At 59.1% G+C, this 26,997-nt stretch carries 24 protein-coding genes; 15 read left to right on the top strand and 9 right to left on the bottom strand.

Going from position 1 to position 26,997, the window contains the following annotated elements:
- The first annotated feature begins 93 nt into the window (after nucleotides 1–93).
- From OS189_RS01410 to OS189_RS01380, 8 genes are all read left to right on the top strand, one after another.
- Nucleotides 94–1,761: an ABC transporter ATP-binding protein/permease gene (locus tag OS189_RS01410; RefSeq protein WP_267165491.1), complete on the top strand. Its 1,668-nt coding sequence runs from the start codon at nucleotides 94–96 to the stop codon at nucleotides 1,759–1,761.
- Complete coding sequence (locus OS189_RS01405) at nucleotides 1,758–3,362, top strand: amino acid ABC transporter ATP-binding/permease protein (RefSeq protein ID WP_267165490.1); 1,605 nt, start codon at nucleotides 1,758–1,760, stop codon at nucleotides 3,360–3,362. Before OS189_RS01410 ends, OS189_RS01405 begins: the two co-directional genes overlap by 4 nt.
- 113 nt (nucleotides 3,363–3,475) lie before the next feature.
- Entirely contained in the window at nucleotides 3,476–5,089 is a 1,614-nt protein-coding gene (locus OS189_RS01400) for a cytochrome ubiquinol oxidase subunit I (RefSeq protein ID WP_267165489.1), read from the top strand.
- A gap of 5 nt (nucleotides 5,090–5,094) precedes the next feature.
- A complete protein-coding gene (gene cydB / locus OS189_RS01395) occupies nucleotides 5,095–6,255 on the top strand; it encodes a cytochrome d ubiquinol oxidase subunit II (protein WP_267165488.1) in 1,161 nt (386 codons plus the stop codon).
- Nucleotides 6,256–6,270: 15 nt separating this feature from the next.
- Nucleotides 6,271–6,420, top strand: coding sequence for a cytochrome bd-I oxidase subunit CydX (gene cydX, locus OS189_RS01390; RefSeq protein WP_267165487.1), 150 nt, complete (start codon nucleotides 6,271–6,273; stop codon nucleotides 6,418–6,420).
- A gap of 42 nt (nucleotides 6,421–6,462) precedes the next feature.
- Nucleotides 6,463–6,858: an FAD-dependent oxidoreductase gene (locus OS189_RS18635; RefSeq protein WP_323380211.1), complete on the top strand. Its 396-nt coding sequence runs from the start codon at nucleotides 6,463–6,465 to the stop codon at nucleotides 6,856–6,858.
- The gene (locus OS189_RS01385; protein WP_323380210.1) at nucleotides 6,740–7,771 is read left to right on the top strand and encodes an NAD(P)/FAD-dependent oxidoreductase; all 1,032 of its coding nucleotides are present in this window, start codon (nucleotides 6,740–6,742) and stop codon (nucleotides 7,769–7,771) included. Before OS189_RS18635 ends, OS189_RS01385 begins: the two co-directional genes overlap by 119 nt.
- Before the next feature lie 13 nt (nucleotides 7,772–7,784).
- Entirely contained in the window at nucleotides 7,785–8,141 is a 357-nt protein-coding gene (locus OS189_RS01380; RefSeq protein WP_267165486.1) for a DUF5368 domain-containing protein, read from the top strand.
- A gap of 90 nt (nucleotides 8,142–8,231) precedes the next feature.
- Here OS189_RS01380 and OS189_RS01375 read toward each other — a convergent pair whose 3' ends face one another.
- From OS189_RS01375 to OS189_RS01360, 4 genes are all read right to left on the bottom strand, one after another.
- On the bottom strand, nucleotides 8,232–8,795 hold the full coding sequence (locus OS189_RS01375) for an HdeD family acid-resistance protein (protein ID WP_267165485.1): 564 nt from the start codon (nucleotides 8,793–8,795) through the stop codon (nucleotides 8,232–8,234).
- 21 nt (nucleotides 8,796–8,816) lie between these two features.
- Nucleotides 8,817–10,463: a serine hydrolase gene (locus tag OS189_RS01370; RefSeq protein WP_267165484.1), complete on the bottom strand. Its 1,647-nt coding sequence runs from the start codon at nucleotides 10,461–10,463 to the stop codon at nucleotides 8,817–8,819.
- A 10-nt stretch (nucleotides 10,464–10,473) separates the two neighbouring features.
- Complete coding sequence (gene hdhA, locus OS189_RS01365; protein WP_267165483.1) at nucleotides 10,474–11,241, bottom strand: 7-alpha-hydroxysteroid dehydrogenase; 768 nt, start codon at nucleotides 11,239–11,241, stop codon at nucleotides 10,474–10,476.
- Between the two features lie 236 nt (nucleotides 11,242–11,477).
- On the bottom strand, nucleotides 11,478–11,912 hold the full coding sequence (locus OS189_RS01360) for a hypothetical protein (protein WP_267165482.1): 435 nt from the start codon (nucleotides 11,910–11,912) through the stop codon (nucleotides 11,478–11,480).
- Nucleotides 11,913–12,126: 214 nt separating this feature from the next.
- Here OS189_RS01360 and OS189_RS01355 point away from each other — a divergent pair, with 214 nt between their 5' ends.
- The 5 genes from OS189_RS01355 (at nucleotide 12,127) to OS189_RS01335 (ending at nucleotide 19,284) form a co-directional block, all read left to right on the top strand.
- Nucleotides 12,127–13,206, top strand: a complete 1,080-nt coding sequence (locus OS189_RS01355; RefSeq protein ID WP_267165481.1) for an AI-2E family transporter — start codon at nucleotides 12,127–12,129, stop codon at nucleotides 13,204–13,206.
- Nucleotides 13,207–13,331: 125 nt separating this feature from the next.
- The gene (locus OS189_RS01350) at nucleotides 13,332–14,330 is read left to right on the top strand and encodes an HlyD family secretion protein (RefSeq protein WP_267165480.1); all 999 of its coding nucleotides are present in this window, start codon (nucleotides 13,332–13,334) and stop codon (nucleotides 14,328–14,330) included.
- 5 nt (nucleotides 14,331–14,335) lie between these two features.
- A complete protein-coding gene (locus OS189_RS01345; protein WP_267165479.1) occupies nucleotides 14,336–15,529 on the top strand; it encodes an ABC transporter permease in 1,194 nt (397 codons plus the stop codon).
- A complete protein-coding gene (locus OS189_RS01340; protein ID WP_267165478.1) occupies nucleotides 15,526–16,662 on the top strand; it encodes an ABC transporter permease in 1,137 nt (378 codons plus the stop codon). The genes OS189_RS01345 and OS189_RS01340 overlap by 4 nt, the downstream gene beginning before the upstream one ends.
- A gap of 90 nt (nucleotides 16,663–16,752) precedes the next feature.
- The gene (locus OS189_RS01335; RefSeq protein WP_267165477.1) at nucleotides 16,753–19,284 is read left to right on the top strand and encodes a cation:proton antiporter; all 2,532 of its coding nucleotides are present in this window, start codon (nucleotides 16,753–16,755) and stop codon (nucleotides 19,282–19,284) included.
- A gap of 34 nt (nucleotides 19,285–19,318) precedes the next feature.
- On the opposite strand, the gene OS189_RS01330 is transcribed toward OS189_RS01335, so the two are convergent.
- Nucleotides 19,319–20,026 (bottom strand): phosphatase PAP2 family protein, encoded by a 708-nt coding sequence (locus OS189_RS01330; RefSeq protein WP_267165476.1) that lies wholly within the window; start codon nucleotides 20,024–20,026, stop codon nucleotides 19,319–19,321.
- Between the two features lie 151 nt (nucleotides 20,027–20,177).
- A complete protein-coding gene (locus OS189_RS01325) occupies nucleotides 20,178–20,843 on the bottom strand; it encodes a YoaK family protein (protein WP_267165475.1) in 666 nt (221 codons plus the stop codon).
- Nucleotides 20,844–21,091: 248 nt separating this feature from the next.
- On the opposite strand from OS189_RS01325, the gene OS189_RS01320 reads away from it, so the two are divergent.
- Together OS189_RS01320 and OS189_RS01315 are read left to right on the top strand one after the other, a co-directional pair.
- Nucleotides 21,092–21,520: a YbaN family protein gene (locus OS189_RS01320; RefSeq protein WP_267165474.1), complete on the top strand. Its 429-nt coding sequence runs from the start codon at nucleotides 21,092–21,094 to the stop codon at nucleotides 21,518–21,520.
- A gap of 100 nt (nucleotides 21,521–21,620) precedes the next feature.
- Complete coding sequence (locus tag OS189_RS01315) at nucleotides 21,621–22,595, top strand: NAD(P)H-binding protein (RefSeq protein ID WP_267165473.1); 975 nt, start codon at nucleotides 21,621–21,623, stop codon at nucleotides 22,593–22,595.
- 61 nt (nucleotides 22,596–22,656) lie between these two features.
- Here the strand turns inward: OS189_RS01315 and OS189_RS01310 are convergent, their stop codons facing one another.
- The 3 genes from OS189_RS01310 to OS189_RS01300 are packed head-to-tail and all read right to left on the bottom strand — an operon-like array spanning nucleotide 22,657 to nucleotide 26,921.
- Nucleotides 22,657–23,106, bottom strand: a complete 450-nt coding sequence (locus OS189_RS01310; RefSeq protein WP_267165472.1) for a lysozyme inhibitor LprI family protein — start codon at nucleotides 23,104–23,106, stop codon at nucleotides 22,657–22,659.
- Nucleotides 23,107–23,142: 36 nt separating this feature from the next.
- On the bottom strand, nucleotides 23,143–25,785 hold the full coding sequence (locus OS189_RS01305; RefSeq protein ID WP_267165471.1) for an AAA family ATPase: 2,643 nt from the start codon (nucleotides 25,783–25,785) through the stop codon (nucleotides 23,143–23,145).
- Complete coding sequence (locus OS189_RS01300; RefSeq protein ID WP_267165470.1) at nucleotides 25,782–26,921, bottom strand: metallophosphoesterase family protein; 1,140 nt, start codon at nucleotides 26,919–26,921, stop codon at nucleotides 25,782–25,784. The genes OS189_RS01305 and OS189_RS01300 overlap by 4 nt, the downstream gene beginning before the upstream one ends.
- Nucleotides 26,922–26,997: the final 76 nt, after the last annotated feature.

Here is a 26,997-nt window from a genome sequence, read left to right as displayed (position 1 = left end):
TTAGAGTTTCTGCTTTGGACGTTTGCACACTGGCAAAGGGTGCGGTTTTGTCCGCTCGAACAGCCTTGCAGGATCGTGTAAGGCGAAGCCGATATGACCAACACATCCGATATACACGAAAAGCCATCTGCCAAGAAGCGGGCGGATGCGCGCATTATTGCGCCTGTGTCGCAGTCCCTGCGGGTGGCGGGCGTGCTTTCTGTGATCTCCGGTTTGGTCTGGCCGATTCAGGCGGCGGCCCTGGCGTGGGCCATTTCCGGCTGGGTGTCTGGCGATACCGGCCGCACTGGCGTGGCGGCGATGGTTTTTGTGCTGGGCGGCCTGCTGCGGGCGGCCCTAGATCATCGCGCGCAAAAGCGTCTTTTCGAGGCAGCAGACCAAACGATCACCCGCGAACGAACCGCCCTGATCCGCCGCGAGGCGCGCGCGCGCGCAGATGCTGGATCGGCCGAAATTGCAGCACTGGTTGTGCAAAAGCTGCCGCTGCTGCAACCCTGGATCACACGCTATTACGTGGCGATGGTGCGGGTGATGGTGCTGCCGCTGGTTTTGCTGGTTATGGCGTTCTGGTTCTCCTGGGCAGTCGGACTAACGATGCTGGTCGCGGGGCCGCTTATTCCGGTTTTCATGGCGCTTGTCGGGATCACCGCCGAACAGGCATCGCGCCGCCAGATGGACGAGATCGGTTCGATGAACGCGATGCTGATGGACCGTCTTTCGGCCATGCTCGACATCCGGTTACTGGGCGCGACAGAGCGCAGCACCGCCGATTTCACCGCCCGCGCCGACGCGCTTCGGGTGCGCACCATGTCCGTCCTGCGCGTGGCGTTCCTCTCCTCGACCGTGCTGGAACTGTTCAGTGCAATTGGCGTGGCCATGGTGGCGGTTTTTGTCGGCTTCACCCTTTTGGGGGCGCTTCAGTTTGGCAGTTGGGGCACACCACTGGGGTTGGCTGAAGGATTGTTTTTGCTGCTGATCACGCCCGAGTTTTTTCAGCCCTTCAGGGATCTCGCTGCGGCGTGGCATGATCGCGCTGCGGGATTGTCTGTTGTGGCTGATCTGGATGCGCTGGACGCCGCCGCGCGGGTGGAAATTGTCGGAAACGCACATCCCGCCCCTGCCCTGAAAGGTGCGCTGTCGTTGGTCCTGACAGGAGCGGTAGCGGCCCTGCCGGAGCGAAACGTGCCACTGCCCGACTTCAAGTTAAAAGCGGGCGAGGCTCTGGCCCTGACAGGCTCTAGCGGGGCAGGAAAAAGCACGGCCCTTGCCGCGATTGCAGGGCTGGTACCCCTGTCTGCGGGATGCATCACTGTCTGTGGTGTCGTGCTGGACGATAGCACCGCCGATGCCTGGCGCGCGCGCATCGCGCTTGTGCCCCAAACGCTGCATTTTCCTGATCAGGAACTGCGCGAATGGCTTGATCCGGATGCGCGCGGCGCCGATCCGTGGCCCGCGCTGGAGCAGGCCGAAGCAGCCGGTATCGTGCACCGCCTGCCGCAGGGTCTCGCGACGCGGCTGGGGGAAACGGGTGGCGGTGTTTCGGGCGGCGAAGCGCGGCGGCTGATGATTGCGCGCACCTTTCTCGGCGGTCGCGAGTTGATCCTCGCGGACGAGCCGACAGCCGATCTGGACCCTGCCACGGCGGCGCAGGTTATCCGCGCGCTGCTCCGGTTGAAAGAAAGCGGCCACAGCCTGATCGTCGCAACCCATGATCCTGTGCTGGTGGCTGCGATGGATCGTTCGGTCGAGGTGGGAGTATGAAAGTTCTTTTACCATTTATGCGGTTGCTTGTGTCTGCGGCCCCTTGGGCAATGGCACGGGGCGCTGCCCTGACAGTGGTTGTACTGCTGATGGGCGCGGCCTTGCTGGGCCTTTCGGGATGGTTCATCACCGCAACAGGGATCGCGGGAATTGCGGGCGTGGGCATCGCGTTCGATGTATTCCGCCCATCCGCCGGTGTGCGGTTTCTCGCGCTTGGGCGCACGGCTGCACGCTACGGCGAACGCCTGCTGACCCACGATGCAACCTTGCGCGCATTGGCAGCGCTTCGCGTGACGCTGTTGCGCAGACAGGGTCATCTGGATCATCGACAGCTTTCACATCTGCGCAGCGAGGCTGTGCTGACGCGGATTATATCGGATGTGGATGCGCTGGACGGCTTGATGCTGCGCCTCGTGCTGCCGGGAATGGGCGCGCTGGTCACCCACGTGATCGCGTTCTGTGCCCTTGGCTGGCTGGCAGGCTGGCTGGTGGCGTGGACGGTTCTCGCGGGCTACCTGCCGCTGGCGGTACTGGTGTTCTGGCAACTGGCGCGGCGCGGTGTGCATCCTTCCGACACGGTCGAGGCACAGGATCAAAAGCTGCGTCAGGGAATTATCGACATGATCCGCAACCGTCAGGCGCTGATCCTCGGGGCGGGGCTTGGCAGGCGCGAAGCGGAACTGGAAGCGCTTGATACCAGCACCCGCATCGCCGCGCGCGCACTTGATCTCGCCGAACGCAACGCAGGCGCGGCGGTGTCGGCCCTGGTTGCGGTGGTCGTCGGGCTTGCCCTGACCGCAGGCGGGTGGATTGTGCAACATGGCCATGCGGGGCCAGCAGTAGCCGCGATCGGGGTTTTTGTAGCGCTTGCGTTGGCCGAAACGCTGGCGCCGCTCAGGCGGGGTGTAGCGGAGTATGGCAGAATGGCCGGGGCCGCAAAGCGGATCGGGAACCCTTGTAATACTCCACCGCGCCCCGGGCAGGCCAATGCCCCGAACATTACGGAAGCACCGTTACTGTCAGTACACAGTCCCTTGATTAATTTCGATATGGACGGTGCCGAGGCCCTCGCCCTCACCGGACCCAGTGGCTGCGGCAAGACCAGTCTGCTGATGCAAATTGCCGGACTTGCCGATGGTGGCGGTGTCGCAATTTTCGGGCAGCGGCCCGATCGCTGGCCCGATACCGCACTGCGCGGGATCGTGACGATGGTGCCGCAACGCAGTGCTCTGATTGCAGGCACCATCCGCGACAACCTTGCGCTTGGCGCACAGGCGGACGACGATGCGATGTGGCGCGCTCTGGCTGCGGTCGCGCTTGATGATGACATCGCGGCGCGCGGCGGTCTGGACGTGCGCCTTGGTGAAGCGGGTGCGGGCCTGTCAGGAGGGCAGGCAAAACGCCTGGCGCTGGCCCGTGCGCTTCTTAAATCGCCACGCCTTCTGCTTTTGGATGAACCTACCGAGGGGTTGGATGCAGAAACCGCAGATCACGTTCTGTCGGGCATTCGCAGCGCCTTGCCAGAGGCAGCAATCATTGCGGTTTTGCACCGCAGCGCCGATCATCGGGTGTTCGACCGAAAGATATCTCTTGCTCGGTGATAATGTCACCATCCGGCTAAGTTGCCATAATGTAGTCGGAACAACATCGGAAGCGGGAACCGTGGTACGGGCAAGCCACCGCGCACCCGCCCCGCGAAAAAAGGATACGCGAAATGGATCTCGACATCGTCGAACTGTCCCGTCTGCAATTTGCCGCTACGGTCATGTACCACTTTCTCTTTGTGCCGCTGACCTTGGGCCTTTCTGTGATCGTGGCGATTATGGAGACAGTCTATGTGATGACAGGCCGTCCGATCTGGCGACAGATGACCAAATTCTGGGGCATGCTGTTTGGCATCAACTTTGCATTGGGGGTGGCCACGGGCATCACGATGGAATTCCAGTTCGGGATGAACTGGTCATACTTCAGCCATTACGTCGGCGATATTTTCGGCGCCCCCCTTGCCCTTGAAGGGTTGATGGCCTTTTTCCTTGAGGCGACATTTGTGGGCCTGTTCTTCTTTGGTTGGGACAAGCTGAGCAAGGTTGCGCACCTGATTGTTGCGTGGCTGGTTGCGATCGGCTCGAACTTTTCCGCGCTGTGGATTCTTATTGCGAATGGCTGGATGCAAAACCCTGTCGGGGCTGAATTCAACCCCGAAACGATGCGGATGGAACTCACCAGCTTTTTCGAAGTGATGTTCAACTCGGTGGCGCAAGCGAAATTTGTGCACACGGTTTCAGCAGGTTATGTCACTGCGGCGATTTTTGTGCTGGGCGTATCGGCGTGGTATATGCTTCAGGGGAGGCATCTTGAACTGGCGCGCCGTTCGATCACGGTGGCGGCGTCCTTCGGGCTTGCCTCTGCCCTGTCGGTGGTTCTGCTGGGTGATGAGTCCGGCTATGATGTGTCGCACAACCAGCAGATGAAAATGGCTGCGATTGAAGGCATGTGGGAGACAGAACCCGCCCCAGCCCCTTTCAACCTGATCGGTTTTCCCGACATGGAAGCGCGTGAAACCCATTACGCAATCAAAATTCCGTGGATGATGGGCCTGATCGGCACCCGCACCCTGACCGAAGAAATCCCCGGCATCAACGATCTGGTCGCTGAGTCCGAAGAGCGCATACGCTCGGGGATGATCGCCTATGATGCGTTGATGACAATTCGCGCGCAGCGGGCAGAAACACCGGCAGACGTGCGCCAGACATTTGAAGAACACGGCGGCAACCTGGGCTATGCCTATCTGCTCAAGCGTTACGTGGACGATCCGCGTGACGCCACCGAGGCGCAGATCAAACAGGCTGCCGATGATACGGTGCCGAATGTCTGGCCGCTGTTCTGGGCGTTCCGCATCATGGTCGGGCTCGGCTTCGGATTTATTGCGGTAATGGCCTATTTCTTCTGGCGCTCCAGTTTTCGCGGTCAGGTCTATCCACGCTGGGCGCTTTGGGGGGCGGTCATCATCATCCCCGCGCCGTGGATCGCGGCCGAACTGGGCTGGATCGTAGCTGAATATGGCCGCCAGCCATGGACGGTGGATGGCGTATTGCCGACCGCCCTGTCGGTCAGCCACCTATCGATATCAGATGTCTTGCTGACGCTTGCGGGGTTCATGGTTTTCTACACCATCCTGTTTATCGTCGAAGTACGGCTGATGCTGAAATACATCCGGCGCGGCCCCGTCGAAGACGTAGAAGAAACCGAAATCTGGAGGGCACGGCACAATCACCGCCTGCGCACCACGGACGGCAAAGACCCCTTTTCTAAAACACCTGCGGAGTAAGCGCCATGATCCTTTATGAACTGATCTCTTACGATGTCTTGCGCGTAATCTGGTGGCTGCTGCTGGGGGTTCTGCTGATCGGATTTGCCCTGACGGACGGGTTCGACATGGGGGTTGGCGTATTGCTGCCCTTTGTTGGCAAGACCGACATGGAACGCCGCATCGCGATCAATACAGTTGGTCCGGTCTGGGAGGGAAACCAGGTCTGGCTGATCCTTGGGGGCGGCGCGATCTTCGCCGCTTGGCCGCCACTTTATGCTGTCAGCTTTTCGGGGTTCTACCTTGCGATGTTCGTAATCCTTGCGGCGCTGATCGTGCGCCCCGTCGCGTTCAAATACCGCTCCAAACGCGATGATCCACGCTGGCGCAGCGCATGGGACTGGGCGCTGTTTGCCGGTGGTGCGGTGCCTGCGCTGGTGTTTGGCATTGCTGTGGGCAACGTCCTACAAGGCGTCCCGTTCGAGCTGACCGATGATTTGTTTAGCCGGTACGAGGGGGCGTTTTACGCCAAGTTCGCGGGCCTTTTGAATCCTTTTGCCTTGCTGGCGGGCGCTGTATCCTTTGCGATGCTGACTACACACGGGGCCGCTTGGCTCTCGCTAAAGGCCGAAGGGGCGGTGGCGGCGCGCGCGCGTGTCATTGGTATGTGGTCGGGTTCAATTACGATTATCGGGTATTTGCTGGCCGGTATCTGGCTGGCCGTGGGCATGGAAGGTTATGCCCTTGCCGCCGAAGCCGCGGTGAACGGGCCGTCAAATCCGCTTTATTCCGAGGTGGTGCGCACCGACAGTTGGCTGGCGGCCTACGCGATACGGCCGTGGATTACCCTAGCTCCGGTGTTGGGACTTGTCGGGATGGTCATGGCCGTATTAGGCCTGCGCGCGGGGCGTGAGGGGTCAACCTTGCTGTGGTCCAAGCTGGGGATATTCGGCGCAATTTCATCCGTTGGCCTGACGATGTTCCCCTTCATTCTGCCTTCATCGATTGATCCGCGCTCTTCGCTCACCGTCTGGGACGCATCGTCGTCCCATCAAACGCTGTTTGTGATGCTGATCGCGACCGCGTTCTTCATGCCCATCATCCTCGCTTACACCGCGTGGGTTTACAAAGTGCTCTGGGGCAAGGTCACCGAAGCGGACGTGACCGACTCCGGTTCAGCCTACTAAGGAAAGGAAAACGTTATGTGGTATTTCGCTTGGATGCTCGGGCTGCCGTTGGCTGCGGTCTTTGCTGTCGTCAACGCGATGTGGCTTGAAATGCAGGGGGACCGCGCCCTTTGGGAAGAAGATGATCCGGGTGTGGACACCGGCCAACGCCACTCTGACACCTAAAAATCGGTCGCCACGACTCGGAAAATCGGATCAAGGAGGTACATGATGCTGGATCGAAGAAGGTTTCTTTCTCTCGCCGCGCTCAGCGGCGCCGGCGCGCTCGCAACCCGCAAAGCCGCGCAGTCCGCGCCCACGCCGGTTAAAACCAGTGCCAGCATCGTAATCGTCGGTGCGGGTGCTGCCGGTGCGGCGCTGGCAAACCAGCTCGCACGCAGGCTCCTTGGCGCAAAAATCACCCTGATTGATCCCCGTCACAACCATCTCTACCAGCCCGGTCCGTCGCTGGTGGCCGCCGGGGCTGAAACCTGCGGGTTACGTTGTGTCAAAAACTACCGACTGGCTGCCCAAGGATGCAACCCTTATCCCCGATGCTGTTGCTGCGCTGGACCCCGAAACCCGAACGGTATCGACCGAAGGCGGGCAGACCCTCAGTTATGATTACCTTTTGCTGGCGCCGGGGCTGGTGCTGGATCACGATGCCATTGAAGGCTTCTCGCTGGATATGGTTGGCCAAAACGGTATCGGCGCGCTTTATGCTGGGCCGGAATATGCGGCAAAGACATGGACTGCGGCAGATCAGTTCACTCACACGGGCGGGCGCGGTGTGTTCACACGCCCCGCAACCGAGATGAAATGCGCAGGTGCGCCGCTGAAACATACGTTTTTGATCGATGACATTGCGCGGCGCGCAGGGAACGCCGGCAAAACCGAGATCATCTATGCCGCCCACGACAACGCGCTGTTCGGCGTTCCCATTGTGTCCGAAAAGGTGCGAATGTTGTTTCGGGATCGTGGCATCTCTCCCGTTTACAATCATGTGCTGAAGTCTGTGGACGCGGAGCGCAAGCTTGCAACCTTCACCACACCGGCGGGTGAGCAGCAGATGGAATATGACTACCTGCACGTTGTACCACCACAGCGCGCGCCCGACTTCATCCGCCAATCCGGCCTCAGCTGGGCAGATAAGTGGACAGATCAGGGCTGGGTTGAAGTGGACCAGCAGAACCTGCGCCACCTTCGCTATCCGGAGATTTTCGCACTGGGTGACGTTGCGGGTGTTCCCAAGGGAAAAACCGCCGCCAGCGTAAAATTTCAGGTGCCCGTTGTCGTCGACCACCTCGTCTCGGCGATTGAGGGGCGTGCAGGCGCAGAGGTATACAACGGCTATACATCCTGTCCGATGATCACCCGTATCGGTCGGGCGATGCTGGTTGAATTTGATTATAACAACAATCTGGTCCCCTCTTTCCCCGGTATTATCGCCCCGCTGGAGGAATTGTGGATCTCGTGGTTGATGAAGGAAGTCGCGCTGAAGGCGACATACAACGCAATGCTGCGCGGGCGCGCCTGAGGAGGGTTAGGCGATGAACGACATGAAATTTGGAACAATCATCGCGGTGCTGGAAGAAATATTCGGCCGTGGTCTGTTCTGGGCAATTGTTGCCATCGCTGGCGTGGTCACACTGGCGTATTTTTATGTTCTGATCCGTGACCGGACTGTAAACTGGAGCAAGTTCCTGTTGGCGCAACTGTCCATGCCTGTTGGGGCAATCGGCGCTGTGATTTTTGTACAGGCTGTCACTGTTTCAGGGTTTCGCGATATTGGCGGGCCGATTGACGCATTCGTTCTTTTGGGGATTGCCGCCGCAGGGGCCATCGGGATCGCGATACTGGTTTACACCGCGCAATCACTGATCCGGGGAAAACAGGATCCGACGTAGCCGCTGCACAATACCGCTTTATTTCGGGGCTGACCTTTGCCCTGTTTCGCCTGTGTGCCCAAGCCCCCGCCAAGGGGCTTGGGCATTGTTTTATCCGCCGGCTTTGCGCAGCCGGAACGCCAGCATGATAAACAGGATGCCGAATGCAATTGCCCAGAACCCGATCAGCCACGCAATCGACACCAATCCAGCATGCGGCAGCGCAATGATTGCAACTCCGAACACGATAGACAGCACTCCGCTGAGCACCATGATCCATTCGCCTTCGATTTTCTTGCGCAACTGGATCGCGGCCACAATTCGCAACACCCCGCCCAGTATTGACCAAGCTGCGACAAACATCAGCAAAACCAGTGCGGTGATGCCCGGCATGAACAGGGTCAGCAGGCCCACGACAATGCCCAAAATGCTTTCAAACAGCCAGAACCACCAGTTATCGACGCCCTCGCGGTAGCGCAGCGCATCCACCACGCCGATTATCCCGTCCAGCAGGATGTAGGCACCGAACATGATGATCAGGACCGAAATCGTCAGGCCGGGCCAGACAAAGGTCGCCAGACCGAATAAAATCGCCGCAATCCCGCGCAGCAGCAAAAGCCACCAGTTGCGGGTCAAAAAATTCATCGCATTTTCCATATCGGTAGAAGTGTTCATTTTCTTTCCAGTCTTTTGATATCAGCGGCGGCGGGCAATGATCGTCTCGCCATCGGAGGTTGTCAGGGTGAGCGTTGCGTTTTCATCGAAAGCTGCGGAAACAACCTTGGGCAACAATTGCGTCAGGTGCTGTTCCTGATTGGCCATTGCCGGTGGGCAGGCCATCATGGTGGTGCCTGTCAGGTTCAATGACAGCCCCTCTTCCGTCTGCTCATACGTGCCGATCAGCCGGTTGCAGGTAGTGTTTCCGGCAAGCGATCCGTCTGGTAAAAATTGCAGGCTGGCGGGGCTTCTGTCAATCACGCCTTTGCCTGCGATATCCTCGATCAGCCATTCACGCCCTGCCAGTTGCGGCGTTGCGTCCTGTTCCATCAGATATTCCGCAACCGCCTGATAGGCCGGCAAGGACGTCGGATCGCTTGCGGCATTGCCTGCCACCGGATTTGAAGCAAAGCGCACGATCACCATATCGGCAGTCGGATCGACCCAGATTGTCTGGCCGTGAACACCGCGCGCGGCAAATGCGCCGTGGTCATTGTGGCTGACCCACCACAGACCGCTATAGGACCAGTCCGGCAGCAGATCATAGCCTGCTTTGGCAAATGCAGCCGGATTGCCACCTTGGCGGATACGCTCGATCGCTGCGGCGGGGATCACCTGCTCGCCATTCCATTCACCGTTCTGCAAAATCAACTGCCCCAGCCGCCCCATGTCGCGCAGCGTTGCATTGAAACCTCCACCGGAAAACGGCGTGCCGATGGAATCGACAGTATAAAACGCCTCCCGCTCGGTGCCGATCCGGCTCCAGATGCGGTCAGACAGATACTGCGCGGCAGATTTGCCCGCCGTGCGCGCAACCAGCCAGCCAGCTGCGTCCGCGTTCACTGTCTTGTAGCCGAAGGCCTCGCCGTGTTTATCCCCGTTTTTCTGCACCGTGGCCAGATAGTCGAAATAGCTGCGCGGACCGTCATAGCCTTCGGGCTTGGGCAATGTGCTGCCCGCTTGGGAATAGGTCCAGACCTCGGCATCGGGATCGCTGTAATCTTCCGAATAATCCAGCGCGGTTGTCATCTCCAATACCTGTGCGACAGTTGCATCGGCAAAGGCGCTGCCTTCCAGTTCGGGAATAATGTCAGCCATCAGGGCGGTTTCATCCAGACGCCCTTCGGCGACCAGAACTTCGGCCATCAGCCCCGTGATGCTTTTCGTGACAGACATTGCGCCGTGCAATGTGTTTTCGTCCAGGCACCCGTCATATCGTTCATACACAATTCGTCCGTGATGCAGAATCAGCAGGCCATCGGTGTAATTTGCGTTAAAGGCGGCATCGAATGTCATCACCTCGTCACTGTTCAGAACGTTGAATTCAACCGCGTCTATACCGGCATCCGGATCAGCCGGCAGCGTGCTGACCGATCCGGCAGCATTCGGCACCGCAACATTGGGCATCAGCTGTCTGAAGTTGCAAACCGTCCAGCGGAGTTTGGGAAAGGCAAAGAAATCAGGATCGGTATAGCGGATTGTCTTGTCAGGGGGCGGCGGAAACCCCTGCATCCATCCCAGCGTGACAGGGTTGGATGCCTTGGCATCCAGCGGTTTTTCTTGCGCCATGGCGGCTCCTGCAATTGTAACTGTTGCGGCCACTGCCGCTGTAATCAACTTGTTCATCATCATTTCCCTAATTCAATTCCTGCACGCCGCCGCCTGACACTGTCAGAACCTGCCCCGATACCCAGGACGCCGCTTGCGAACATAAAAACAAAGCGGCATTCGCCATATCCTGTGGCTCGCCCAACCGATGGATCGGGGTATGTTGCAACATCGTTTTTTCGATCTCGTCGTTAAGGACCGAGTTCAGCGCACCAGTCCGCGTGGCACCGGGGGCGATGCCGTTCACGCGGATTCCCTTGGGCCCGAGATCAAACGCGATGTTGCGGATCAGGTGGTTTGTAGCGGCCTTGGACGATCCGTAAGACGCCATTTCGCGGTTCTTGTTCTCACCAGCCATGGACGTGATCGCCAGCATCGCGCCACCGCCTGCTTTTTCCATTTCAGGTGCGGCCAGTTGCGCAAGTCGGGACAATGAAAACACGTTCAGCTCATAGGCGCGTTTAAAATCACCCATCGGCATGTCAAACGGCTTTGGCCCGCCTCCGCCTGCGTTGCTCACCAGAATGGTCAGCTTGCCAAACTCTTTGACTGTGTCGCTTACAACGGCTGTCAGGTCGTCCTCTTTGGTGATGTTGCAAACGGTTGCCGCAGCACGTCCGCCGGATTTGGTAATTTCATCTGCCACAGTCTGCGCGGTGGCGCGTTCAAGATCGCTGACCATGACAGCAGCGCCAGCCGCTCCAAGTGTCAAAGCGATGGCGCGCCCGATCCCCGCGCCTGCACCTGTCACAAGGGCAACGTCGCCCTCGACCCTGAAATGGTTCTGATCATACATTTCCACTCTCCTTTCCGACCTGAAAACCGAATTTTTCACCGGTTTGCGCGTTTCCGGCTGCTTTTGGCGTATCAGCACATCAGGTATGTCAACGGGTGGGCAAAGCAATCCCTGCGCGGAGGCGGTATGGTGCCGTTTTTGATGTGATGCACTGGCGCGGCAGGATTGATCCGCGTCACAATAGCGGCGCTTGGGCAAGGGCTACGCACAACGCCTGCGACCCCTTCCATAACACCTCAGCCGCGACTGGCGCGCGCTATCCTGTCGATGAATTTTACGGTTGCATCGGTCCGGTTTTGCAGATCCGATGCGGCCGCCGCAGTTGGCGATAGATTGCCTTGCGCGTCACAGCTGATCCACCCCCGCTTGATCAGCGCGGCAACTTTTCGGCGCACTGTTTCCCTAGGGATATCAGTGTATTGCGCGACAGACAGTACGTTTATGCTTGGCCCATCCGTGACTGGTGTAGCGCCCAGCGTATCCAGCGTAGGGGTGTCGACAGACACGCGGTTTGCAAAGTGGCGCTCGCCCACAACGGCCATGATCAACGCCTTATCGAGATCACCGTCAAAGGCGCGGCGCAACTCGATCAACAAGCCGGTGAGCGCATCCAGATAGGTCGGAAACACGCTCGAAAAATTCTTGATCGTGTGATTGCTGGCATCGGGCATTCCGGCCTCCGCTGGGGTTAATGAATGCCGCACAATCGTTGCCCAAAATGGGGAATGACGTCACGCAGCAGGTTCGGGTGCCCCTATAGGGGGCAATAATGTCTATCTGTTCAATCCTTAACGTCCGCTCTTGACGAAATCTTGCCCAGAGGGTCGAAGTAGCTGTTCACGCAGCAACCCGATCACAGGGATGAATCCGACAAAGGGCCGTTTCATGGATATTCACGGACCAAACCAGCCTTCACGGCTCCAGAACCTCGTCTATTCCGTTCTGCTGGTCATTCTGGCGGGATATTTGCTGGTGATCGGCAGGTCGCTGCTTGTGCCAATCTTTGTGGCAGTCATCTCTGTTTATATCCTAGTCAGCGCAAGCAACTGGCTAGGCATACAGCCAGTGACGCGGTTTCTTCCGCTGATTGCGCGGCGTGTGATCGTGTTGTTGGCGTTTATCCTTGCCATTGCTGTTCTGACGGGGGTGATCATATCTACCGCAGGGCAGATTGTAGCCAAGGTGCCGGTGTATCAACAAAACCTCGACACACTTGCCGACAGCCTGCTGTCACGGTTCGGCATCGACGTGCCGACAGACTGGAACGTCGTCTGGGACAGCACAATCGGGCGCATCAATGTGCAAAGCGTTGCAGGCGTGGCGGTGGGACGTGTCGGATCACTTGCCGGTGTGGTTTTTCTGGTGGTGATATACGCGATGTTTCTAATGGGAGAGCGCGGCGGATTTGCCCACAAAATCTCGCTCGCACTGCCCGGTGAAAGCGGGCGGCAGTCACAGGACATCATCGCCAGCATCAACGCAAGTATCGGAAACTACCTTGCGGTAAAGACACTGATCAATGCCATCCTCGCGACCATCTCTTTTGGGGTGATGTGGTTATTTGGCGTTGATTTCGCGTTGTTCTGGGCGATTATGATCGGCCTGCTTAATTACATTCCTTATTTCGGATCGCTGATCGGAGTGCTGTTTCCCGTGGCGCTGACGATGGCGCAGTTCGGCACGTTGCAGACCACTGTTTATGTGCTGGTCCTGCTGACCTCTGCACAAATGTGGGTGGGCAATTTTCTTGAACCGCGGATGATCGGAAAAAAGGTCAACCTGTCGCCCTTTATTGTTCTCGTCTCCCTGTCGGTGTGGACCTCCCTCTGGGGGATTGCAGGCAGTATTTTGGCGATTCCGATGACCGCGATCCTTGCCATTGTGCTGAGCCATTTCGATGCAACACGCCCGATTGCTATTTTGCTGTCCGATGACCCCGATCTGGTCACAGACGGCGAGCGGTAACACAGCGTCACAGCCCGCCTGCCCTTGTGGGTCGTCACCGCGGTATGTAGCTTGCCTGTTCAAGATGCGCGGCGATGCAATCACCGCTTGCCCACGTTCACCTGCCAAGCCCGAGGTCAGCCGACATGAAGACAAGTAGAACTGCAATTCTGGCCGTATTGGCTGTTGTGGCGGTGGCCGCCCTTTTGATGTGGTCGGTGCGCCAGCCTGCAACTTATCTGGTGCAGGGCGAGGTTGAAGCCACGCGGATTGACCTGTCCGCACAAATTACGGCACGGGTGTCGGAAACACCTGTCGGGTTTGGCGATCGGGTCAGCGCAGGCGATGTCGTTGTGCAACTGCAAAGCCCCCAACTGATGGCGCAACTGGCTACAGCGCAGGCGGCCATTGCGGTGGCCGAAGCAAACCGCGATCTTGCCTTTTCAACCCGTCCCGAAACAATTGCGGTTTATGAGGCGCAGTTAAGCAAGGCCGTGGCTGATGTGACACTCGCGCAGAGCAACTATGACCGGATCATCAAGCTGCGCGAAAATTCTGTCGTGTCGCAGGCAAATCTTGACCAGATCACCAATACGCTTAACGCCGCCATTCAGGCGCAGGCCGCGGCGCAGGCAAATCTGGATCAGGCCCGCAATGGCACCAGCGAGGAACAAAAGGCTGTGGCTGTAGCACAGGTAAAGCAGGCAGAAGCCAATCGCGCCCAGCTAAAGGCGAATGTGGACGAACTGACCGTCGTGTCCCCCATCGACGGAGAGGTAACGACCCGCACCGCCGAAGTGGGCAAGCTGTTCAGTGCGGGCGCGCCGCTGATTTCGGTTGTCGATGTGGATCACGCATGGTTCACCTTCAATTTGCGCGAAGACCTGTTGGAAGGGCTGGAGGTTGGCCAACCGCTTGAGGTGCGTGTGCCTGCACTGGGGCCTGATCACGGGTCAATTCCCGCCACGATCACAGCGATCAACGTAGAAGGCAGCTATGCCAACTGGCGCGCCACCAAAGCGACGGGTGATTTCGATCTGCGAACGTTCTCGGTGCGTGCAGAGCCGGTTGAACAGGTGCATAACCTGCGTCCCGGGATGAGCGCGCTGGTCGACTGGCCTGCAACCACCCGCAGCGGCGGGTAAATCCCGTGACCGCCCGGGCATCCCTTTTCGGCTTTCGTCACATTCTGGGTCGCGAATTGCGCCAGATCGCGGCGCGTCCGGCGCTGGCCTTTATGCTGGCCCCGATGCCGCTGATCATCTTTATCGCGTTGGCGGCGGTTTTTGCGCCGGGTCTGCCGCGCGATCTGCCTGTGGCGGTCGTGGATCTTGACGGCTCAACCCTGTCTCGGCAGGTGGTGCGCATGGTTGACGGTGCATCCGATGTCGCTGTCGCGCGGCAGGTTCCCTCCCTTGCCCAAGCGCGTCAGGCACTGGTCGCCCACGAGGTATACGCAATCCTGATGATCCCGCCACAGATGGAGCGCAACCTGCAACTGGGCCAGAGCCCGGAAATCGTGATTTTTTCCAATAACCAGTTTCTCGCCGCTGGTGGTACGGCTGCGCGCAGTATGCTTACCACCGCGCTGACATTTTCTGCCGGTGTGTCGCTGCGCCTGCTGGAAAGTAACGGCGTCGGACCTGACCGCGCGGCAGAGCTGATCACCCCGATCCCCGTGCAACAAAGCCCGCTGTTCAACCCGTCGCTGGATTACATCCAGTTCCTGCTGTCGGCGATCATACCGACCGTGATGCAGATTTTCATCTGTGCCGCCGCTGTGCTGTCATTCTCGCGCGAGCGTCATTCGGCAGGCGGAATTGCGCGGCTGATGCATCTGTCCAAAACGCCCGCGCAGGCAATATTGGGCAAACTGCTGCCCTATACCGTGCTGGGTACGCTGGTCCTTCTGTTGGGGGACGTTTTATTGTTTATCTTCTTCGGTGCGGATTTTCGTGGCAATGTTGCGGTGTTTTTCCTGAACGGATTGCTGTTCATTCTGGCCTGTCAAATGCTTGGCGCATGTGTGGCGATGATCGCGCGCGACACCACCGGCGCCTTGGGCATGATGGCCGTTATCGTTGCGCCCGCCTTCGGCTTTGCCGGTGTCAGCTTTCCGCGTTTCGGAATGTCTGACTTCGCGCAGGCGTGGGGATCTATCATTCCGCTCACTCCCTATCTGCAACTGCGCACAGATCAAACCCTGCGCGGCGCGCCGCTGGAATACTCCCTGCCTGCAATGCTGTGGCTGTTTGCGCTGCTTGTCGCCTTCACCGCCCTGTTGTGGGCGATGATATACCGCGCATCACGGCGCGCCCCTCAGACGGTCGGGGTGAACACATGATTTCGCTGCGGCTTTTTCTGTCCGAGGTTACTGCCGCCTTGCGCACCCTGCTGGGCGATCCAAATGCGCGGATGACGATGATCGCAGGCATTCTGATTTACAGTGTGCTCTATCCGCAGCCGTTTGTGGGCGAGGTCGTTCGCGATGTGCCGATTGTGGCGATTGATCAGGACAATTCCGCCGCAAGCCGCAGCTTCCTGCGCCGGATCGACGCCAGCGATCAGGTTGAAATCGTGTCCGCCATGCCCAACATGGACGCCGCCCGCGATGCGTTTTTCCGCCGTGAAGCCTATGGCATCGTCATCATTCCTGCGGGATTTGAAAAGGATATTCTGGCACAAGTTCCTGCCCCGATCGCCGCATTCGGCGACGGCAGTTACCTGCTGGTCTATTCCAACATCATGGAAGCCGTCACGACAGTTGCGCGCGCCGTCGGTGCCGAGGTCAATTTCGAGCGGCTGACGGCCACGGGTATGGACGATGTTCAGGCGCGCGCATCGCTCTCTCCTGTGAGCGTAACAAACATCAAGGTATTCAACCCGCAGGGCGGCTATGCCAGCTATGTGGTGCCTGCCTCGTTTGTGCTGATTTTACAGCAAACCCTGATGATGGGGATCGGCCTGCTTCATGCCGGGCGCAGAATGCCTACAGGATTGCGGATGTGGGCCACGCCGGTGGCCTATATTGGCCTGTATGTGGTCTGGGTTGCGTTTACGCAGCTTTTACTGCCGCTTTTTTACGGCATTCCACGCACCGGAGATTTCAGCACGCTTTTGCTGGTCGCGCTGCCGTTCATCTGTGCCTGCACTGCGATGGGGTTTGCCATTGCGCTATTGATCCCGTGGCGCGAGGGCGTGGTGTTCTTTCTGGTGGTGATGGGGCTGCCGCTGTTTTTTCTGTCGGGCATTGCGTGGCCGATTGAATCGATCCCCCAGCATTTGCATATCCTGTCCCTGCTGGTGCCTTCCTCCAGCGCGATTTCGGCGTTTGTGGCGGTAAACCAGATGGGTGCCTCACCGCAGGACATTGCCGGTACGGTGCAGCTACAGATCATCCTCGCCATTGGATATACGGCGCTGGCAGTGGCCATTTACCAGTTGTCCAGCCCCCCGCGCCAGCAGGCAGGCAAATGAAAACCGCCACGCTGTCGCCAGCCCTACCATCGAAAACCCGCCCGCCAGGCGGCGCTTTTTTATGCCTGAAAATCTGGTAGGTTTTGCGGTATGGATATTATTCTGGTCACCACAATCATCGCATCCCTGTTCCTGCTGATCGGCGCAGCCGAGCCGCTGGCCCATTACCTGCGCCTGCCCTATGCGGTGATCATCGCCTGCCTTGGCATTTTTGTCGGGGTGGCGGCCACGTTCTTTCTGCGCACCGATCTGACGGATGCGCTTAATCCGGTTGCGGTGGCCATCCTTGCTCTGCCGATCAAGTCCAATGTCTTCTTGTATGTCTTTCTGCCTACGCTGGTGTTTCAGGTTACGCTGGGGCTGAACCTGCGGCGCATGGCTGACGACTGGGTGCCGATCCTTGTGCTGGCGGTTGTAGCGGTTTTTGTGGCCACTTTTGTAGTCGGGTATTCGCTGGCGTTTGTCAGCACACTGTCGCTGTCGGCGGCCCTGCTGGTGGGTGCAATTGTATCCACCACAGATCCATCGGCAGTGGTCAGCATTTTCCGCTCGATCTCGGCGCCGCGCCGCCTTGCGCGGATCATCGAAGGGGAAAGCCTGCTGAATGACGCCGCCGCGATTGCGCTGGCAGGTCTGTTTATGGAATTTGTAATGGCCGGCGTGCCTGATCCGTCGGTGCAGGCTGCACTGGCGCGGTTTCCCGTTTTGCTGGTGGGTGGTGTTCTGGTGGGCTGGATTGCCGCACGCATTGCCATCTGGGTGATGGCGCTGTTCAGCCAGTTCGAACTGGCGGTAATCTCCATATCCATCGCCCTGCCCTATCTTGCCTATATCGTGGCTGAACAATCTGTTGGTGCGTCGGGTGTCATTGCCGTGGTTGTCGCCGCGATGACATTGCAACTGGCCGGTCCGCGCCGGCTGCCCCCCGCAACATGGCAGAACCTGCGCGAAGTCTGGGATTTGCTGGCCCATTGGGCGGGTGCGCTGATCTTTATTCTCGCCGCCCTTCTGATCCCGCGGATGCTGGAGACAATCCAGCTCAAGGATATCGGCCTGATCATGGTTGTTGTCCTCGCAGCTATCGTCGCACGCGCGCTGATCCTTTACGGGCTGCTGCCATTGCTGACGCGGCTTGGCCTTTCGCCTGTGGTCGAGCGCCCCTACCGCGTGGCGATCATGTGGGGTGGTCTACGCGGGGCGGTCACCCTGTCGCTGGCCCTTGCCGTCACCGAAAGCGCGGCGATTTCAGTCGAGATCAAGCAGCAGGTTGCCATACTGGCCACCGGGTTCACCCTGTTCACGCTGTTGATACAGGGAACCACCCTGCGCATGGTGATCGGCTGGCTCGGGCTCGACAAACTGTCACCACTGGACAATGCCCTGTACAATCAGGTCATCGCCGTTGCCTTGCAGACCGTGCGCGAGGATCTAGCCAAGGTTACGGGAAACTATGAACTGAGCAAGGAAACCGTGCGCGCCGAAGCGATCGAATTTGGCGAACGTCTGGATGTTGCGGTCAAATCGGCCGACGAAAGCGTTGACGTGCTGGACCGTGACCGGATCACGCTGGGGCTGATCGCGCTGGCCAGTGCGGAGCGGGATTCAATCATCGCGCGCTTCCGTGATCGTACCATTTCATCCGCGCTGTCCGAACAGCTGCTGTCGGATGCGGATGCACTGATTGAAGGTTCGCGTTTTGACGGGCGCAGCGGTTACAAAAAGGCAGCGGCGCGCAGTCTTGGCTATAACCGCGGGCTCAGAGCAGCGATTTTTCTTCATAACCGCCTGCGGTTTTCACTTCCCCTGGCGCGGATCACGGCGACCCGCTTTGGTCTATTGCTGGCACAGCGGCTGATCCTGCGTGATCTGCACGGATTTATCGACGGGCGCATCCGCCGCATTCATGGCCGCCGCGTGGCGGAATTGCTGCACGGAATGTTGGACCGGCGGATTGAAACGGTTGAGCAGGCTCTGGAGGGATTGCGGTTGCAGTACCCCGGCTATGCCGAAGAAATGGAGCGGCGGTTTATCCGCCGCACGGCCCTGCGTCTGGAAGAGCGCGAATACGACAGCCTGCTTGAGGACGGGCTGATCGGCGAGGAAGTCCACAGCGCGCTGAACCTCGATATCACTGCACGCCGCAACCGCGCCGAGGCGGCGCCGCTGCTGGACCTGACCCTGCAAAAAGCCGAACTTGTCCGCCAATTCCCGCTGTTTTCCGGCATGGACGACGCCGTGTTGAAACGTCTGGCGCGCTCACTCGTCACCCGATACATCAATCCGGGAGAGGATATCTTGCACCGCGACAGTGCCCAGCGCCGTGTCTTCTTTGTCGCTTCAGGCGCTGTTGAGCTGGATGTTGCAGGACAGAAATGGCGGCTTGGACGTGGTGAGATGTTCGGCCAGATGAGCTTGCTCATGCGCCGCCCTCAACGCGCGAAAGTACGCGCGATCGCGCCGACAACTTTATTGGTACTGGACGAGACCAAATTCCTGCGTCTGCTTAGACGCAGCAAGGTCATTCAGGGTGCTGTTCAGGAAAGCGCGCTCAGGCGGGGCATCCCGCTCGAAAAACTGGCCGAAGGGTTATCCAAGCCACGAAAGGCGCTGAAAGAACAGTAGCGCGACACTGAGCCGCTGCCCTGCCCCCGTGAAATCACGTCGCGGTTTCGCGCCCGACACTGCCACGGCCGGCCAGCCATCTGGCGAACAATCCGCACAACAGCGCCCATGCCGCCCCCATGACCCACCCCGCCAGCACATCGGTCGGCCAATGCACGCCCAGATAGATCCGGCTTAACCCGATCGTGATCACCAAAAACATCGCCAGCCCGAGAATATAGGTTTTGATTACCTTGCGGTCCAGTTTGCGCGCCAGCAAAACCGCCAGTGTCAGGTACACAACGGCAGCCATCAGCGAATGACCGCTGGGAAAACTCGCGGTGTAAACTGCGGTTTCTAGCGAAACGATATCAGGCCGCGCGCGATCGAAGACCGTTTTCAACCCCTGGCTGAGCAGCACACCTGTCGAGACCGAAGCGAGCAGGAAAACTGAAAGCCCGCGATCACGCGCCAACCACAAATACCCCGCAGCCGCCACCACAAAGAATGTAAGCACACCAACCCCGCCCAGCGCCGTTATGTCACGGGCAAGTTCCTGTACCCATACCGGGCCGAGGGGGTCGTCCATATCTGCGGGATTGCGCAGGGCTTGCATGACCAGCCTGTCGAACCGGTCGGTTTCGTTCTCGCCTACAGCATCGGCAATTTCAAAAAAAGCCCAGATCAGCGATGCCATCGCCATCAGGGCGATCAGGATGATACCGGGTCCGCTGGCCAACCAGCGTCTGGTAGCGGCGAGCATATCCGATACACGCTTTCGTTTGTCGCTGTCCAACGTATCTGCCCCGCGTCTGTTGATAATATCGAATACCAGCTAGCCCAATACCGCTGCATGTTCAAACCGCAGGCAGTTTTTTTGCGCTGCCGTTGTGCAAATCATCTCCCAATCGCTCCTAATCGCGTGCGGAGCGTTTCAGTCCGATCCAGAAAGCAAGTGCCATTGCCAGACAGACAATCATAGGCAGGAAGAGCGCGGCGAATGCAAATTTCGGATATAATAAGGCCCCCAACATCCCGCCCGACAAAAAGCCCGCAGTGATGAGCAGAAACAAGGCTGCCTTGCGCCCATCAACATTGCCGCCACGTATGCGCGTGCCCAACATCAGCCCCAGATCGGTGAAGATACCCGTCAGGTGGGTCGTGCGCACGATCCCGCCGCTGTAGGTTGTTGCCAGCGCGTTCTGCGCCCCGCACGCAGCTGCGACCGCAAAATAGCCTTGGGCAATACCGTTTTTCAGCAGACCGTAGGCCACAAATATCAGAGCCGCCTCTATGATCAGCGCAATTGTGTAACGGCTATCTGCAACCAATGCGCCGCGCCGCAAAAGGCCACCGGAAATGGCAGCGCCCAGCACAAACGCAATCAGGATACCGATCAATTGCCCCACCGCCGGAAACGACGCATCAGCCATCGTCGCCCCCAACATCGACGCATTTCCCGACACATGCGAAATGGCCAGCCGGTCAAATCCCAACAGGCCAACAACATTCATAAAACCTGCGATAAACGCCAGCAGCAGGGCGGCGAGTTCGATCCAGCCGGGCAGTTTGGTAATCAATCTGTAACCTCGCGCTTTATCTTTCTGCACTTTGGCCGCCGCCGCCCCCATAGTACACGGCGAAGTCAACTTGCCCTTTTTCTGCTCACCTCACTGGGTTAGCTGGTTACAATATCGGAAGCAATCTTTGGCGTGTCACTGGCCCGCTGCCGGACAGGCCGCCACATCTGGAAATTGCGCAAACCGGAATTAGGTTTTCAAGAGTGCCATTACGGATATAAGGCGCGCAACAAAACAGGTTCGAGCGAATGGAAAATCACCCTCCGGAACAGCAGACGCCCCGAAATGATGCGCCTGTGGTGCGTACCTCCTTGGCGGGGTCTGCGCTGAAAGGAGTCTGGATAACTCTGGGCGCGCTATCACTTGTTCTTGGTATAATCGGCATCGTGCTGCCGGTGCTTCCCACGACGCCGTTTGTGATCCTCGCCGCGTTTTTGTTTGCAAAGTCTTCTCCCGCACTGGCGGAGCGTTTGAACCGCAACCGGACATTCGGTCCAATCATTGCGGACTGGCGTGCAAATGGTGCAATAGCACCGCGTTACAAGCTAATGGCGACCGCGATGATGGCGGCCACCTTTGTGCTAAGCGTTGCGATGGCTGTTCCCACCGGTGTGCTGGTAGTTCAAGCGATCTGCCTGACTGGCGCTGCAACCTATGTCCTCAGCCGCCCAAGCTGAAACGGCCTCACTCCTTTGATAAGAGATTTGGCGGGGGTTGGTTGCCTTTGCGTGGTAACCCAGTCAGGTTGTGAAAACACCATTCACGAAAGGGATCGAAATGGCGCGGAAAACTGTTCTCATCACCTCTGCAACCGGTCGCATCGGCAAGGAACTGGTGGCGCGTCTGGCTACCGATGACACAATAACTGTGCGCGCCTGCTATTTCAGCGACGACAAGGCTGACAGTCTAAAGGAGCTGGGCGCAGACGAGGTGGTTAAACTCGATCTCACCGAACCCACCACCTGGGACGCGGCGCTTGATGGTGTCACGTCGGTCTATTCCGCGTCTCTTGATCCGATGTTGCAACACCACCTCGCGTTTTCACGCGCTTTGGGCGAGCGGCGCGACCAGATCGATCATGTGGTGCGGATCAGTTGCATGGGCGCTGATACCAACACCGCGTCCTATGATCCCGATCAACATGCCTCGCGCGCGGGCGCGGGCATCCCGTTGATGCTGCAACATTACTGGTGGGGCGAAAAGGCGCTGATTGACGAAGGGCTAAAAGTGACCGCCCTGCGCAACAACTTTTTCATGAACCATCTGTTGAAAACCGACTGCGAAACGATCGGCAACGAGGGCTGGTTTTCAAACCCCTTGGGCAACATGCGAAATTCATTTGTGGCAACCCGCGACATCGCAGAAGCAGCGGCCATTATTCTGAGCGAGGGGCCGGAAAAACACGCTGACAAATTTTACGACATCACCGGCCCTGCCCCGCAATCGATGGCAGAAATCGCCGCCGATCTGGGCCGCGCCATGGGAAAAGACATCGAATACCGCGCCCAGTCGATGATTGATTTCGAAGCGGATTTCGGGGCAACGCGGGCCGAATTCTTTGAATATCTGACAAACGGATTTTACACCCGTTGCAGCCCCGATTTTTACAACCTGACAGGTCACAAACCGACCTCCTATTATGATTACCTCATAACCGAAGGCGCCAGCGGTGAAACAGGTCTGGAGGAATTGTGGCAGGGTAACTTGTGGAAAAAAGGGGCCGATGCCATGAAGGATGCAGCCAAAATCTAGGCAACTGGCCGGATAGGTTGGCGCAGAAAAAAAGCAACGGTGAGAAACCGGACCGTCTAGATCAATACGCGTGAAACTCCAGCAGCATCCGTGTGCGCGCGGCTGTCAACTCGCTCAGGCAGGTGGCGCGGATCAATGGCTGCATTGATCCCCCTTCAAACGGGCTGGCGTGGGCATCGCAAGCGATATCACGATACGCGATCCACGCGCGCTGCGCCTCCAGAAGCGCGCTGCCCTTTCCAATAGCATCGGCAAACGCCTTTGCAGGTTTCCAGGCGGCATTTAACGCGGCATCGGCCTGTGCGTATTCTTTGGCGGCGCAGGCATTCATCAACTGCTGCGTTTGTGGCGCAATACATTGCGCTGCTGTTTGTGCCTGTGCTGCTGTAGGGGCAGACCATGCTGCGCCGGCCACGACCAAGGCAGCCATGACATTAATTCGCGTGGACGCGCGTGATAGCGCCTGACAGAACAGTCGCCCCTCTGATCCGTCTGAATTCGTTCTGCCCATCTTTTTCACCCCCCTGAAATCCTTTGGTTTGGCCTTTTAGTGATCCTGCTTAATCTCGACATTCGGGCGGGTACCACCCAGCCCGGCAAACGCCATCTGACGGCAAGAGAACACAATCACCTGCTGGTTGTCAGCAACGCGGTGCAATGCGGTAAACATTGCCGTAATCCGGCTGTCATCGGAATAGACCAGCGCGTCGTCCAGAATAACCGGCATCGGTTTGCCCTGTCGTGCAAACAGGCGGGCGAATGCCAGACGGGTCAGAATGGCAATCTGTTCCTGTGTGCCACCGCTCAGCATTTCCATCGGTTCATCTGTTCCACCGCGCGCGATGGCCTGTGGCAACAGCGATGCGGGATCAAAACTCAGCGCGGCATCGGCGTGCAGCAAGGCAAGCAGCGGTGCAAGCTCCTGCTGGACGGGACCGAAGTACGCCTCTTGCGCTGCACCGCGTTTGGCACGCAAAGCCTCAACCAGCAGGGTCAGACCTGCAACTTCATGGGCAAACCGCGCTGCGCGTTCCTGCGCCCGTATCATCAGCCCCTCTGCCTCGTCCCGCTTTTCCTCTACGCCGTCTTCGGCGCGCGCACGGATCGTCGCGCTCAGATCAGCACTTTGCGTGCGCAGTTGTGCCGTTTCCTCGCGGGCGTTTTCAACGGCAGAGGTTGCACGGTTCAGATCGGCCTTTGCAGTTGCCAGATCAGGCGCTTTTGCAGCCAGTGCGGCCGCGGCGGCGCGTGCATCCTGCGCGGCGAGTTGCGCAAGCGAATGGGCGCGCGCGGCCTGTGTTTTTCGCTCTTCAAATGTGTCCGGATCACCAAAAACACGCGCGGCGGTATCCATAGCGGTTTGTGCCGCGTCACGCAGCACCTGCAACCGCGCGGCCATGGTGCGCGCTGCATCACGGGCATCGCGTGCCCGCTCGAACCGATCGCGGGTCTGTTCTTCGGCCAATCGCGCCGCATCCGCTTGCGCAGCCAGTTCGGCGGGATCAACCGGCGCGGCCTGTACCGGTTTGCTTAGCGCATCCAGTGTGGCCTTGGCTTTTGCACACTCGGCCTGCATGCGCTCCACTCCTTCAGGGGCGAGCATTTCCAACATGTTTCTGAGCAGGAAAACCTCGTCTGCCTTTTCTTTCCGCGCGCTTGCAGCCTGACGCGCAGCAGCAATATCGGCCACCCCCACTGCATCAAGCGCGTCTTTCAGCTGTGCCTGTGCAGCACTCACCGCCGCCATATCCGCAGCCGCCGCACCAGGATCAAGGGTCATCCGGCCAATTCCGGGCAGATCGAATGTTTGCCGCCTGGCCAGATGATGGGTGCCTGCGGTCAGCGGACCCTCCGATGAGCTCACCACGGCATCGCCATCATAACTCAGATGCATCTGCACGCCACCGGTTGCAATCTCGGCTTGCGCGGCGGTCAGGGCGGTGTGTTTCTGCTCGATACTGGCCAGCGCGGCTGCGGTCACCGGCATCGTGGCAAGGGCGGCGTTTGCGTCCTCCAGCGCGGAGCGTTTCTCACCCACTTGCGCCAGTTGTTTTTGCAGGCGCGCGTATTGCTCTGCTGCGTTCTGGCGCAATGCGTCTTGCTGGGCGGCCTCTTTGGCCTGCACCGCATCGCGCAATTTTGCGCTCGCCTGTGTCAGTGCAGTTTGCGCCTGTTCCGTTGACTCCTCTGCGGCTTTCACCTCTGCAATTGCTTTTTCAAGCGCCGCATTATCCAGTTCAAACTGTGCGCACGCTGCGGTGTATTGATCTGCTGCGGCAATCAATCCGTCCAACCGCGTCTGCGCGCCCTCCAGTTCCAGTTCGCGCAGGTCGGCCTGCCCTTTTGCCTGCGCCAGCTTGTCGGCGTGGGCAAGCGCGGTGCTATACGCAGCTTGCGCTTTTTCCAATGCCGCGTTGCGGGCGGTCTGCAACGCGGGCTGCTCCAGCACTTTCAGACGCGCCGCCACCTCGCGCCGCCGCTCAAGCGCTTGGGACAATTCGCGACAGCGCGCATCCAGTTCATCGTGCCGCTGCGCGTGGGTCTGCGCCTCCTGCTCGGCTTCCTTCCACGGGCCGTTCGCCTTGGGCTGCCCTGTTGCCGTGGCAAGCTTGCCCAGCGCTTGTGTTGCCGCCTCTATCACGCGGTCCATCCGGCGGCCGCCTGTCACCATGTCGATTTCGCCAGCGACCGATGACAACAGATTGCGCCGCGCGCCCAACAGCCGCTCTTTTTCGGTTTTATCCGCGCCTGCGTTGCCCGCAGGTTCCAGCGCGGTGATGCCTTGACGCACCCAAAGCAGCCCCGCCGGCCCGTCCAGCCCGCTGCCCATCAGGCGCGCGATCCAGCTTTCAGCCTCGTCATCGAGGGCAACCAATTCGCCCGCGGCATCGCGCACCGCTGCCCGTTTTTGTGCCAGAAACGTCTTTTCGATAGTGAAGTTTCCCGAAGGAAGCTCGATCTGCGCGCTGACACGCACCGGCCCTCCAGCGCGCGGCTGAAGTGATTTCACCTCACGGGTGGCTGCACCGTATTTCAGAAAAAACAACGCGTGCAGGGCATCGAAAAATGTGGATTTTCCGAATTCGTTGGCCTCTGACACCACCGTCACGCCATCCCCGATGCCGCTGATCGTGGCCGTCTGTCCTGCAAATTTTCGCACGTTGCCAAGGGTGAGACTGCGCAGCTTCATGGCGCATCCTCCGCCACAAACGAAAATAGCTGCGACAACGCTGTTGCGGCAATGTTGCGATCAGCCGCCGACAGATCGGGGTCTTGCGCTTGGGCGGCCAGTGCATCAGCCGCTTGTCGTAGTGCCCCGCCGGAGGGATCAATCGCCTCAAGGTCGGCGACCTCATGGGCAAGCGTCACGCCGTCCATATCACGTGTCAGGCTCAGAAAATCGGGCGTTACCGCCTCCAAGGCCGTGCCGAGCGCCTGCATTTGCTGCACACCGACCCGACCACGGGCAACCAACTGCAACAAGGTATCGCGGCGCACGGCAAGGGGTGGAAGAACGGAGGCGATCACCGTATCGATATCGTCTTGCGGGGTCAGGTCAAGCGGTGCGCGTTGCCACGCGATTTCACCGGTGTTGACCGGCCTCACCTCCGGCGTGGCACCCGCCCCGTCAAGGGCCACCAACAGCGCAGTGCCGCTGTGCGGATGCTTGAAACTGTCCGGCTCCGGCGTGCCGGAATACCAGGTGTTGCCGCTTACCTTGATCTGGCCATGCCAGTCCCCCAAGCCCAGATAATCAAGCCCCGCCTGCGTGGCGCGATCCGGCGCGATGGTACCGCTGGGGCCTTCGGCTGCGACTGATCCAAGGCTTGCAAAATCATGGATACCGCCATGGCCCAGCCCAATACGGATCGCCCCCTCAGGCGTGGCCTGGGCCATGTCGACCGTCAAATCACGGCCCGGATTGCGCGCAGTACAGGGCGCTGGCAGCAGGTGCGCGCCGCTTTGCAGCGCAAGCGGTTGCGGTGTGAGGGCAAGCATCACGTTATCGGGCTTGTCACGCGTGATGGTCTGCCACAATTCGCTGGCCGCAAGGCTGTCATGGTTTCCCGCCATAAGAACCCACGTTATATCATCGGCCTGCGCCATAGCGTTCAGCGCCTGTCGGGTCACTGTGGGCGCGGGTGTTTCCTGATCAAACGTATCGCCCGCCAGCAAGACTGTTGCAGCACCCCCTGCGCGCGCCGCTGCTGCCAAACGGTCAAGCGCACCGTGGCGCGCCTGACGCAAACGTCCGCGCACGTCTTCGCTGTGGCGTCCGAACGGTTTGCCCAGATGTAAATCTGATGTGTGCAGGAAACGGAACATTGCAAGCTTTCTGTCGATTGGATTGGCTTGCCAATGTGGCCGCCCGCACTGGCGGGGGTCAAGCTTTGAATGTCGA

The organism is Sulfitobacter sp. F26169L, assembly GCF_026410285.1.
Lineage (GTDB): Bacteria > Pseudomonadota > Alphaproteobacteria > Rhodobacterales > Rhodobacteraceae > Sulfitobacter.
This window is presented reverse-complemented; position numbering and strand designations above follow the sequence as displayed.